Source organism: Streptomyces sp. SID5785 (assembly GCF_009870065.1).
Classification (GTDB): domain Bacteria; phylum Actinomycetota; class Actinomycetes; order Streptomycetales; family Streptomycetaceae; genus Streptomyces.
Map to the genome: position 1 here is coordinate 1 of NZ_WWIA01000007.1, position 11,123 is coordinate 11,123.

Here is an 11,123-nt window from a genome sequence, read left to right on the forward strand (position 1 = left end):
GCCGACCTCACCGACCTCACCGCCGGCAACGCCCCCCGCGCCCGCGCCCTGCGCACCTCCCTGCAACGCCTCGCGGACGACCGCGCCCCCGACGACCCCCTGCGCGAGATGGCCCGCGAAGTCCTCGCCGGACGCATCGGATTACGCGAGGCCACCCGCATCCCGGCCTACGCCGAGGCGCTCGGGCAGCGCGCCGCGCAGGGCCTGCGGGAGTACGACCGGCTGTCCCCGCACGAGCGAGCCGAACAGGAAGCCGCCGCCCACCGCTTCCTGGAGGAACAGTCCGCGGAGATCGACCGCGAACATCACTAGCGGCCCGGTCCGTGGCGCCAGGAGGACGTGACTCAGCCCCGGCCGCACGTGCCCGCGGCGTCGGCCGCCCCGCGCGCGTACGCGGTCACGGCCTTCCTCAGGGCCGACTCACCAGGGGCGTTCTCCGCGCGGACCGTGGCGAAGACCTCCTCACGGTCCCCGGGCGCGGAGCCGCAGTCCACCCGCCTCAGCCCCGCGGACGAGGTGGCGACAGCCTGCCCTGCACGGGCCGGAGCGGCCGCGTCGCCGAGGCCCGGCGTGGCCGACATGACCTTGCGCACGGACGTGCCGTGCTCCCAGCGTTCGGTCTTCGCGCTGACCGCGAGATCGCCGTCCACGGTGAGCGTGCAGGTCCGCAGGCCGTCCGTGCCCCCGCTCCGCGTGGTGAGCCGCTCGCCGTCCGGCAGCAGAGGTTCGATCACGGAGACCGGCACGGGTACGTCGCACAGTTCGCCCGGCACCGCGTACCCGCGGTGGTCCCCGGTGTCCGGCGAACAGCCCGCGAGCCCGGCCAGGAGCACCAGTCCGGCTGCGGCGGCGAGCAGCGCGGAGACCCGCGGTCGAGGCATGCCGCCGCCCTACAGCTTCGTACAGGCGTCGGTGCCGGCCGTCGCCTCGGCGTACGCCTTGACGAAGCCGAGCAGGTCCTTGGCGTCGTCCGCGGCCTCGCTCACCCGGGCGGTCACCCAGATCGACCGGTCCGCCTTCCCGGAGTCCGCCTTCCCGGAGGAGGACGGGCACGCCACGCGCCCGACGGCGCCGCTCTTCCCGTACACGTACTGCCCGTCACCCGAGGCGGTGTCGGTGGGCTCGACCCCCTCGGCGGACTGGGCCACGTCCTGGGCCGACACGTCGGCGGCGCGCTTCTCGACGGACGTAGACAGGGCCACCTCGCCGTCGACCTTCAGCCGGCACCGCTGCACGCCGACCGCGGCGGACGGCTCCTGCACGGCCTTCTTGCCGGGCGGCAGCAGAGGGGTCAGCGCACTGCCGGGCACCTTGGTGCCGCACAGGTCCGCAGGCACCGCGTACGCGCGCTTCGGCTCGGACGAGGAACAGCCGACGGCCGAGACGCCGAGCAGCGCCGCGCCGATGACGAGCGCGGCGGACCGGCCGACGCCGTACGGGAACCTGTGCATGTGTCTGTCCAACATCCTGGGGAGTCCGGAGAGCGGCAGTGGGAGCCGCCGGGGGAGACGGCTCGGGTCGGGTGCGATCGAGATCGGTAGGGGATCAGCCGGGGATCAGTCGGGGATCTCGGTGTCGAGGTCCTTGGCCATGGCGTGGATGTCCGTGTTCGCGTCGTTGAAGCCGGTCGCGGTGCCCTCGCTCACCCAGGTGTCGATCTGGTCCCCGTAGGTCGCGTGATGCGCCTTGGCCGCCTCGCTCGCCGCAGCGTAGTTGGAGTTCGTGGCCGTGTCCTTGATGGTCTCCCAGCGCGTGGCGACGTCGTGCCCCGCCTCGGAGCGGTAGTTGCCCTCGTCGTCCTTGAAGAACGCCTCGAGAACGGCCGAGGTGACCGTGCCCGCGACACCGCCCGCGGCCGCGCCGCCGACCGGCGAGGCGATGAAGGACGTACCGATGCCGACGCCCGTGCCGACGATGCCGGAGATGACGTTCTTCTTCTGGCTGACCGCGTAGTCGAAGTCGCCGTCCTTCTCGGCGGCGGGGCCGAGCACCGCCTCCTGGCGGCCCTGGGCGAGGAGCCCGTTGAACTCGCCGGACTTGCGGGACAGGCTGGTGATCGTGTCCTTGGCGTCGTGCGGGTACCGCTGGTCCTCGGGCAGGTCCGGGTTGAGGTGGTAGTCCATGAGGCTGGCGGTGTAGGCCTTCTCGCCGACGTTCAGCGCCGCGTAGCCCTCGGGGTTCTCGCTGGTCGTCACGAGGAAGCGCGCGACCGCGTTGTGGTCGAGCTTGGCGTCCTCGCCGGCCAGCGGGTACAGCTTGTCCCAGCCCGAGTCGCCACCGTCGACCTTCGGGCCGTCGGCCATGGCCCGGTGGATGTCGGGCAGGTACTCGGCGCCGATCTGGCCGAAGCTGTCGGACATGTAGCTGTTGTCCTTGAGCCGGTCCGGGTCCTCGGAGACGGAGTCGACGAGCTCGCGCATGAGCCCGGCCTGAGCGGCGGTGTGCGCCGGGGTGTCCGCGGTCGGCAGCTCGCCCGCCGGATGACCCGTCGTCGCCGCCTCCAGCGCGAGCGCCAGGTTGTTCTGGCCGGTGTGGAGGTCGTCCCCGTCCAGGTTGTGCTCCTCGGGCCACTTGCGGTCCTCGAAGAGGTACGTGAAGTTGTCGACGGGCTCCTTGCGGTCGTCGCCGTCCTTCGGGAGGTACTCCTCGTTGAAGAAGTCCGTGGCCGCGTCGGGGGAGTTGGAGAGCCCCTTGAGGTAACCGGTGAGCGGGTCGGCGCCGCTGTCGTCGCCCATGCGGTTGAGCCAGGGCATGTTGATTCCGGCGCGCCACTTCATGTTGTCGTGCTCGCCGTCGCCCGTGAGCTTGCGCTCCGTCTCCATGAGCTTGGTGCCGTAGCTCTTGAGGAAGTCGTCGTCGTAGTCGCCGGCGCGCATCAGGTTGCTCATGACCTGGAACCCGTCGGGGCCGAGGCCGTTGGGGCCGATCGTCTGGTCGCCCAGCCGGATCATGTTGCCCTTCCAGCTGGTCATGGCCGAGGAGTCGCTCTGGCTCGCGGTGGCGAGCGTCATGCTCAGGTTGCGCTGGAGGTCGCCGAGCTTGTCGAGCCGCTCGTGGCCTACCTCCATGTTCACGTGCGGGTCGCTGATGCCCTCCCAGAACTCGAGGGTCTTCTTCGGGCCCAGCTGCGTGGCGAACCGCTCGGCGAACAGCGGGTCGTCCTTGTACTTCGACAGACCCGCGTTGATCTTGTCGAAGTCCGCGGGCGTGAGGTCCTTCGGGTTCTTCCCGGCGATCTTGGCGAGGTCCTCGGCGGTCTTGACCGCGTCGGCGGCCGAGTCCCGGTCCTTGTACGAGGCGTCGGAGAAGCCCATGCGCGCCTCGTCGGCGATCGCCTTGAGCACCTTGCTCGCCGAGTCGTCGCTGGTCGTGGCCTTCTGCAGGATGCCCTGGACCTCGTCGCGCAGCGCGGTGACGTCGCTCGGACTGTGCTCGGGGACCGTCGTCCCCTTGGCGGCGCGGTCCGGGTGGATGTTCATGGTGACCGTGAACCCGCCGTCACCGGTGCTCGTGACCGTCAGGTTCTTCTTCAGGCCCCGCTCGATCGCGTTCTCGAGGTCCTTCTTGTACTGCTTGAGCTCGTCGCGGGTGTCGCTGAGGATGTTGTGGACGGTCGTCGCCTGCGTGTGCGCGTCCGCGAACTCACCGGCCGTCTTGCCGATGAACTCCTTGGAGACCTGCGCGTTGACGCCGACCCAGTTGGCCTTGTTCGCCGCCTGGTGCAGCCCGTCCTCGGCGTCCTTCTTGAGGCCCACGAGATGCTTGACGAGCAGCTTCCAGTCGGCGACCGCGTCGTCGAGGGACTTGAAGTTGGCGAAGCGCAGTGCGTCGAGTTCCATGATCGCCCGTCTCTTCCTCTACCGCTGAACCTGCTGATGCTGCGTGTGCCACGGATGCGTGTGCGGCCCGTGCGGCCTGTGCGCCGCCCGTGCGGCGAGTCCACCGCCTCCGTACGACCGGGGTGCACGAGCCCTGCGGTGTCCGGGCCGGGGCACACGGGCCGGGGCGCACGGATCTCCCCGGGACGGCTACTTCTTCTTGGGCTCGTAGACCGGGTTCTTCTCGCCCGGCGCGCCGACCCGCTCGTCGAACCCCGCGTCCAGGGCGTCGATGCTGCTCATCTGGCGCTGGATGTAGTGCTCGTCGCCCGCGTGGACCTTCTTGGTGGTCTGCATGTGGTTCGAGATCTGCGCGCAGGCGTCCATCAGGGACTTCAGCTGCTCGTCCCAGCGGTTCGACACGTGCTTGAGCCCACCGCCGAGCGCGAACCCCTGCCCGGTGAGGTCACCGGCCGCGGTGTCGCTGCTGGGGATGGAGACACGGGCCTTGTCCCAGAGCTGGTTGTAGAGGGTGTGGGCGTGCGACCCGATCTTTGACAGGTCCCCGTTCTTGACCTTGAGATCACCGGTCTGCGACGGCATCGGCGGTTCCCCGTCGACATGGTTCAACTGCATCCGCGTCGACTGCCGCCCGGCCGCGTCCGCCTTCAGCTGCTGCCACTCGTCCCATGCCATGTGCCGGCCTCCCCCGTACCTCTTCCACTGACGGCGCGCTCCCGGACGCACCACTTCCGAGCCAAGCTAGCAACTGGCCGGAAAACGCACAGGGCCCGAGTCGCGACCGCCACTGTTCACTTCCCTTGCATCTGTGGACACCCCGTGAAGGCCTCATGGCGAGTTCCGGCCGGATGTCCGAATTCATCCGTACGAGACGGGTCTCACTCCCCGAACTCAGCGCTCCGAGGAGCACGTCCCACCCCGAGATCGGTACACAAATGTGCCCCGCGGTTCGCCTCGGGCGAAGAGTTGTCCGAGTTTGCCGGAAAAGGGGGCCGTGCCCGTGCGATCTCGTAACGGAGTTAACGCAGAAGCTCGGTTGGAGCGGATGTTCATGGTGACTACAGTGGTAATCGCGTTGTAGGCCGACGCGAACGGCTTTGCGATCGCGGGCGAAGCGATCACGGTGGACGGCCCGTCTCGACGGAGACGGGGCGACGGGGAAACGGGGAGGAAGACGCGTGCTTCCAGCGGAAGGCGGCGGGGTATCGAAGGCGGCGGCGGCCGACCTGAAGGTCGGTGCCACTGTTCTGACGACCTTCAAGCAGCGAGTCGACAAGATCCTGCGCGACTTCGAGAGTTCCGACGGCGGATCCGCGAAGGTTCGTGACCACCAGGTCACCCGGGCGGCCGTGACGAGCGGGTCGAGGGACTTCATCGAGGCGGACGTCCTTCACCTGCAGTACGAGCAGGTCCACACGCGCATCACCTCGCTCTCCAAGATGCTGGGCATGCAGATCGAGGCCATGAGTATTGCCTCGCACGGTGCCGAGGTCGGGTTCGCGAACCTGGAGGAAGACCAGAGGCGTCGCTTCTGGGAGATCCAGACGAAGATCGACCAGGAGCACCGCGCCGCCGGCTCGGGCCAGGGCCACAGTGACGCGCAGAGCGTGGAGACGGGCAAGAAGGGGCTCTACAGCTGATGGGTGACGACGGCAAGAAGACCCCGGAGACGCCGCCCACTCCGCAGGAGCGGGTGGACGGGCAGGTCGCCCTCACGGACGGCGTGCAGGGTGTCATGAGCGTCCTGCACGACGCCTTCGGTCTGGGATCCGACCGTGCGTTCTACGTGTCGGACGATCTCGCGGAAGACCTCAAGGTCACGGGCGGCGCCACCGTCTTCGAGAGGGACCTGCTCAACGAGATGCTCGACCTGGTGAGGAACACCAAGCCGAGCGAGCTCGAGAACGCCGGAACGGCGCTCTGGAGTGCCAGCAAGGCGATGGGCGAGGCAGCCGCGGAACTGCGCCGGAACGTCAAGCACGCGACATCCGACTTCCAGGGTGAGGCGGGTGACGCCTTCCAGAAGTGGGCGGACAAACTCGCCAACCACACCGACGACTTGAGCTCCTACGCGCAGTCGGCCGGCGTGGAGATCGTCGCGGCCGCGACCGGTCTTGCCTCGGTGAAGAGCTCGCTCCCGCCTCGCGACACCCGTCCGGCCGAGAAGACGAAGGTGAAGCCCGAGCACCTGCCCCCCGACAAGCAGGTGAAGGGCGACCCCGACTACGACGAGGCCGTCAAGGTCGAAGGCCACCGCCAAGAGGCCATCAACCAGATGAACCGGCTCGCGTCGTTCTACTCGGTCTCGGCCGAGAACCTGAGCACGCTCAAGCCCCCCACGTTCGAGACGATGCCGAACGTGGGCGTCCCGAAGCCCGCGCCCTCCGCAGGACGGCAGTTCGCCGACGACAGCGGTACATCCTCCGGTACGGCGGAGCGTGCCCAGGTGTCCTCCCCGCACCACTCCGTGCAGGAGGTGGGCCGGCCCGCCGACGTCTCGCCCACCACCCCCCAGGAGGTGCACGGTTCGGTCACCATGCCGGACCGCCCCGTCGGTACCGAGATCGACAGTGTCGGCACGCTGCCGACGCCCACCACCACCGCGCCGAGCCCGCAGACGCCCGTCAGCCCGGTGAGCCCGAGCCCGACGGGGCAGCCCCTGCCGTTCGCGACGGGCCTCACGAACCCGCTCGGCCAGAACCCGGGCCGGCTGGGTGGGGGCGCCAACCGCAGCCCCCTCACCGCCCAGGGGAGGACGCCGACGAGCTCGGAGGCGTCCCGCGCAGCCACGGGCCGAGGCGGGGCCGGGGCCAACAGCCCCATGGGGCGCGCGAGCAGCACGGGACAGTCCGCTGCGCGCGGCGGAGGCATGCAGGGTGGCCGGCCGACGAGCACGGGGCGTGGCGTCACCGGCGGCATGCCGCGTGCCAACAATGCGAACAGCGCCCGTACCTCCGGCCCCGGCACCACCGGGGCGGGCCGGTCGAACGGTGTCGTGGGCGGCCGCCCGACGAACACCGCCAAGCCGACCGGACAGGGCGGAGCGCGTGTGCCGCGGGGCGGAGTGATGGGTGGTCAGGGCGCACCCGGCAGCACGCGCGGTGCCGGCGGCGGCATCGGGCAGCGTGGCGTCGTGGGAGCGCCCAAGACGGAGACCGCGGGACGCTCGACCGGCGCCGGACGCAAGATCCAGGGTGCGTCCGACGCCGTGACGGGGCGCCCGACCGGCAAGAACCCCGCGGCCCGCTCGGGGCGCGGCGGCTTCACCTCCGGAGGCGCGGGACTCGTTCGAGGACCGTCGTCCCGCAGGGACAGCGGAGAGGACGATCAGGAAGGCAGCGAGCGGCCGGACTACGTCGTCGAGGACGTGGAGACACACCTTCCGCAGAAGCAGCGGCGTGATGTGCCGCCGGTAATCGACTGAGTCGCGAGCGAGGACGTACAGCAGCATGGAGTCAGGGATCGGCCGTCGGACAGAGTGGCGTGCGCGCGCACCGCGCCGCACGGCGAAGCGGTGGGCGGTGGCAGCCGTCGTGTCGGGTGCCGTCGTCGGTTCGGTGGTCGGTCTCGCACCGGCCGCGGTGGCGGACGAGAGCGTCCGGTCCCAGGAGTGGTACCTGGACGCCATGGACGCTGAAGCCATGTGGAAGGTCAGTGACGGTGACGGCGTCAAGGTCGCCGTCATCGACTCCGGGGTGAGCGACGGCACGCCCTCTCTCAAGGGCCAGGTACTCGCGGACGAGACGCCGAAGAGCGTCGCCTACCACGCGACCGAGGACTACGACGGGCACGGAACGACCATCGCCGAGCTCATCGCGGGAACCGGTGCCGGCGGCGGGATCAAAGGCCTCGCCCCCGGCGCGAAGGTCGTCCCGTACCGGGTTCTGCTGACCTCGCTCAAGGATCAGGGCGAGCGCAAGAAGACGCCGGAGATGGCGAAGGCCGTGCGGGCGGCCGCAGACACCGACGCGAAGATCATCAACCTGTCGGTCGGTCAGGACGTGCTGGACCCCGAGCTGGAGTCCGCGGTCAAGTACGCCCACGCCAAGGGCAAGTTGATGTTCGCCGCCGTCGGCAACAACCCCGACAAGAACCCCGACCTCATCGGCTACCCCGCCGCCTACGACGGCGTGGTGGGCGTGGCTGCCTCCGACGACGAGGGCAAGGTGGGCAAGTTCTCCCAGCACGGGGCGTTCGTCGACCTCGCCGCGCCGGGCCTGGACATCCCCAGGTGGTGCGATGCCACCCTCACCTCGTACTGCGGCAAGGGCGAGGGCACCAGTGCCTCGGCGGCCATCGCCTCCGGGTCGGCCGCACTGATCTGGTCGAAACACCCCGACTGGACCGCGAACCAGGTTCTGCGTGTCCTGACCGACACCGCGGCCCGCAGCTGGCCCGCGGACAAGCCGAGCACCTACCTCGGACACGGCCTCGTCCGGCCGGCCCGGAACCTCCTCCACAACGAGGGCCGGCCCGGGGCGGCGGAGGTGGACCCGATCACCAACGAGAAGACGACCGGGGCCGGTTCCAGCTCGGAAACGACCCCCTCCACTTCTGCATCAGGCTCGTCACAGCCCTCGCAGAAGCCTTCAGATGTTCCGGCCGAGGCGGCAGGATCAGATGCGGAATCCTCAAGCGACAGCAACACGTTGTGGATTGCGCTCGGCGCGGTCGCGGCAGTGATCGTGATCGGCGGCGGCGGTTTCGCCGTCCTCCGTGCGCGACGCGGTCAGTGAGACTTTCAACCGTGGGGTCCCTGCGTTTCTTGGGTGGACCACGGGGGAGCGGTTCGGCCCCGCGAGGGGCCGGGCCAAGGCAAAACAACTAGAGGCAACCAAGAAAGGCGGGAGTGGCATGGGTACGCCCAGGCAGAAGCTCGAAGACCAGAAAGTCGCATCACTTGAGAAGCGGATGTCGGAGAAGTACGACGGCATTCGCAAGCGCGTGCACAACCTGCAGGGCGTCATCGACAGCCTCGAAGGCAACTGGCAGGGCATCGGTCGTGCTGCATTCGACAAGAAGCAGTACGAGATCAACGAGTCGCTTCAGGCCATCGGCCGGATCCTCGCCGACGTCATCGACTCGATGAACAAGACGCGCAACATCAAGGACAACACGGAAGACGACGTGCGAGCGTCCGTCAACAAGATCGACGTGAAGGACGGGGCTTCGTCCCTCAGTGGCTACTGAGACGGCGTAGCACCCCGAGATCACGGCGACTTACGTACAGACGAGGGAGAGAAAAGTGCCCAGCAACGGTGACGGACTGCTTGTAACTTACGACGGCCTGGACTCGGCCGCGACCCAGATCGGTAACGAGGCGAAGGCTCTCGAGGGTGACCTCGAGGAGCTCAAGCAGATGGTCGTGAAGAGCCTGGAGTACTGGGAGGGTGAATCCCAGGGTTCCTTCGACAGCAAGCTCAAGCGCTGGGACAAGGAAGCCAAGGACATCCACACCGCGCTCACCGGCATCGGTCACGTGGTCGGCCAGGCCGGCGGTGACTACATGGGCGGCGACAAGAAGGCTGCCAGCTACTTCGACTAAGGCTGCTGAAGTGGCATTCCAGGGTGGGCGCGTGCGGGAGGCGCCCACCCTGGAAACGCTCTCGGGCGCTGCGAAGCCGCCGGGCAGCGTGTCGCATGGGGAGTTGAGATGACTCCTGTACACAGAAGATGAGGAGTCATGTCTTTCGGCCCCCCGCCGTCACCGTTCACCCAGTCGCAGAGGGCTGCCGAGGAGCGTCGACGGAAGCGTTTCAAGCTGCGAGGGGCCTTGAGTGTCGCCCTGGCTGCAGTGCTGGCCCTCGGCGGCTGGGCCCTGTGGTCCGCCAACTCCGGCAACGAGAACGACACCACCACGAGTGCGAAGGCCGCGCATCAGCCTGCGTCCGACGACATCAGGGAGACCGTGGAGCCTGCCCCGAGGGGAGGCGCCGGTCACATGGTGGCTTCTGTCATGACGAAGGAGCTGCAGCCCAAGCAGAGTCAGGCGACACCGGGGACCTGGGCGACGGACAAGGTCCTGGTCAAGGGCAGGTACGACAAGCTCGAAGCCGTCAAGATCGGCGCGGACACCGAGGCGTGGACGAAAGTGCTGCCCGGTCCCATCTGCGGCTTCACCTCCTTGGTGACTGTGGACGAGAAGACTGCGGTCCTTTTCCGGGACAAGGAACATGGGGATCTCTGTAACCAGGTCGGATTCATCGACCTGAATTCCGGACACCTGCTGTGGAAGGCGACCTTTCCCGGAAAGAGTAAAATGGGGTCCACCATCGATCCCACGACCGTGACCATGACACGAGGTGTGGTCGTCACGTCCTGGCAGGCAAAGGGCGCCGCAGCCTTCGACATGCACGACGGCACGGAGCTGTGGCGGCGAAGCCCCGCCCAGGACTGCTCCGACCTGGGATTCGCCGGCGGCGGTGCCCTGTCCGTGGTCCGTGCTTGTGCGCCCGAAAGCGCCGGTGCCGAGACGCAGCCGTATCAGGTGCAGCGCATCTCGGCCCGCACGGGAAAGGCGCAGTGGACGTACAAGGTCGCCGAAGGCGTGAAAGGCGTCTCGCTCGTCTCCAGCAAGCCGCTGGTCATTGGCGTCGGCGCTGGTGGCGAAGGTCAGATCACCGACCTGATCTCCCTGGGGGAGAACGGAAAGTACCGTGCCACGATTCGCCTCGAAGGCGGGCACTACGAGGTCAAATGTGATTCGTACTACCTGGATCAGTGCTCCCAGGTCGTGGTGGGCAAGAAACAGGTCTTCGTCACGAGCAGCGAGAAGAACGAAGGAATCAACGACACCACCAACTGGATTGTCGGGTTCGATCTGGGTACAGGTCGTTCCGGGATGAAGTTCGATGCCGGTGACGATCGAATGATCTATCCCGTCCGGATGAGCGGTGACTCGCTGCTTGCCTACAAGGTCAGCACCGACGGCTACGCCCCCAATTCTGTGGTCAGCCTGGATCCGGTGACGGGCAAGGAGAGCGAGTACTTCTACTTCAACGTCGCTCCGGAGAACAGGGCGATGGTCTCCGGCGGGGAGAACGATGACGTGCTGATCGAGAACGGCCGTGTCTTCTTCGGAACCGGCGGCATCACCGGTGAAGGAGAGAAGGGATCTCCCCTCCTCGTCACCACGGCCATCGGTATCGGTCGTGCCCACTCCTAGCGCGGGCGCATGCGTGTGGGTGAACCGCCGGAAAGGATGCCCCGGGCATGACTGAATCCCCCTTCGGAGCCGCACGCCCTGCCGAACCGTGGGCCGCCCCCGTACCCGCCCCCACCCCG

General features: G+C 68.3%; 11 protein-coding genes. 7 read left to right on the top strand and 4 right to left on the bottom strand.

The genetic code is table 11. The annotated features are described in order from the left end of the window. On the top strand, positions 1 to 312 hold a 312-nt coding region (locus GTW43_RS00295; protein ID WP_161299501.1), incomplete at its 5' end, for a hypothetical protein. A gap of 32 nt (positions 313 to 344) precedes the next feature. Here GTW43_RS00295 and GTW43_RS00300 read toward each other — a convergent pair. The 4 genes from GTW43_RS00300 to GTW43_RS00315 form a co-directional block, all read right to left on the bottom strand. After that, a complete protein-coding gene (locus GTW43_RS00300) occupies positions 345 to 881 on the bottom strand; it encodes a hypothetical protein (protein ID WP_161299502.1) in 537 nt (178 codons plus the stop codon). A 9-nt stretch (positions 882 to 890) separates the two neighbouring features. Continuing rightward, a complete protein-coding gene (locus GTW43_RS00305; protein WP_161299503.1) occupies positions 891 to 1,451 on the bottom strand; it encodes a hypothetical protein in 561 nt (186 codons plus the stop codon). Between the two features lie 105 nt (positions 1,452 to 1,556). Next, positions 1,557 to 3,839: a hypothetical protein gene (locus GTW43_RS00310; protein WP_161299504.1), complete on the bottom strand. Its 2,283-nt coding sequence runs from the start codon at positions 3,837 to 3,839 to the stop codon at positions 1,557 to 1,559. A 189-nt stretch (positions 3,840 to 4,028) separates the two neighbouring features. Continuing rightward, positions 4,029 to 4,514, bottom strand: a complete 486-nt coding sequence (locus GTW43_RS00315; RefSeq protein WP_161299505.1) for a hypothetical protein — start codon at positions 4,512 to 4,514, stop codon at positions 4,029 to 4,031. Between the two features lie 503 nt (positions 4,515 to 5,017). Here GTW43_RS00315 and GTW43_RS00320 point away from each other — a divergent pair. From GTW43_RS00320 to GTW43_RS00345, 6 genes are all read left to right on the top strand, one after another. Then, positions 5,018 to 5,479, top strand: a complete 462-nt coding sequence (locus GTW43_RS00320) for a hypothetical protein (protein ID WP_202500861.1) — start codon at positions 5,018 to 5,020, stop codon at positions 5,477 to 5,479. Further along, positions 5,479 to 7,263, top strand: coding sequence for a hypothetical protein (locus GTW43_RS00325; protein WP_161299506.1), 1,785 nt, complete (start codon positions 5,479 to 5,481; stop codon positions 7,261 to 7,263). Before GTW43_RS00320 ends, GTW43_RS00325 begins: the two co-directional genes overlap by 1 nt. Before the next feature lie 97 nt (positions 7,264 to 7,360). After that, a complete protein-coding gene (locus GTW43_RS00330; protein WP_343245844.1) occupies positions 7,361 to 8,575 on the top strand; it encodes a S8 family serine peptidase in 1,215 nt (404 codons plus the stop codon). A 118-nt stretch (positions 8,576 to 8,693) separates the two neighbouring features. Continuing rightward, positions 8,694 to 9,029, top strand: a complete 336-nt coding sequence (locus tag GTW43_RS00335) for a WXG100 family type VII secretion target (RefSeq protein ID WP_161299507.1) — start codon at positions 8,694 to 8,696, stop codon at positions 9,027 to 9,029. A gap of 55 nt (positions 9,030 to 9,084) precedes the next feature. Beyond that, positions 9,085 to 9,384 (top strand): WXG100 family type VII secretion target, encoded by a 300-nt coding sequence (locus GTW43_RS00340; protein WP_161299508.1) that lies wholly within the window; start codon positions 9,085 to 9,087, stop codon positions 9,382 to 9,384. 228 nt (positions 9,385 to 9,612) lie between these two features. Then, on the top strand, positions 9,613 to 11,004 hold the full coding sequence (locus tag GTW43_RS00345; protein WP_161299509.1) for a PQQ-binding-like beta-propeller repeat protein: 1,392 nt from the start codon (positions 9,613 to 9,615) through the stop codon (positions 11,002 to 11,004). The last annotated feature ends 119 nt before the right edge of the window (positions 11,005 to 11,123 follow it).

What these genes read in the sequence shown, in the direction of transcription:
- GTW43_RS00335 (WP_161299507.1), top strand. Translation starts at nt 8,694, where the DNA reads ATGGGTACGCCCAGGCAGAAGCTCGAAGACCAGAAAGTCGCATCACTT.
- GTW43_RS00300 (WP_161299502.1), bottom strand. Translation starts at nt 881, where the DNA reads ATGCCTCGACCGCGGGTCTCCGCGCTGCTCGCCGCCGCAGCCGGACTG.
- GTW43_RS00315 (WP_161299505.1), bottom strand. Translation starts at nt 4,514, where the DNA reads ATGGCATGGGACGAGTGGCAGCAGCTGAAGGCGGACGCGGCCGGGCGG.
- GTW43_RS00305 (WP_161299503.1), bottom strand. Translation starts at nt 1,451, where the DNA reads ATGCACAGGTTCCCGTACGGCGTCGGCCGGTCCGCCGCGCTCGTCATC.
- GTW43_RS00325 (WP_161299506.1), top strand. Translation starts at nt 5,479, where the DNA reads ATGGGTGACGACGGCAAGAAGACCCCGGAGACGCCGCCCACTCCGCAG.
- GTW43_RS00310 (WP_161299504.1), bottom strand. Translation starts at nt 3,839, where the DNA reads ATGGAACTCGACGCACTGCGCTTCGCCAACTTCAAGTCCCTCGACGAC.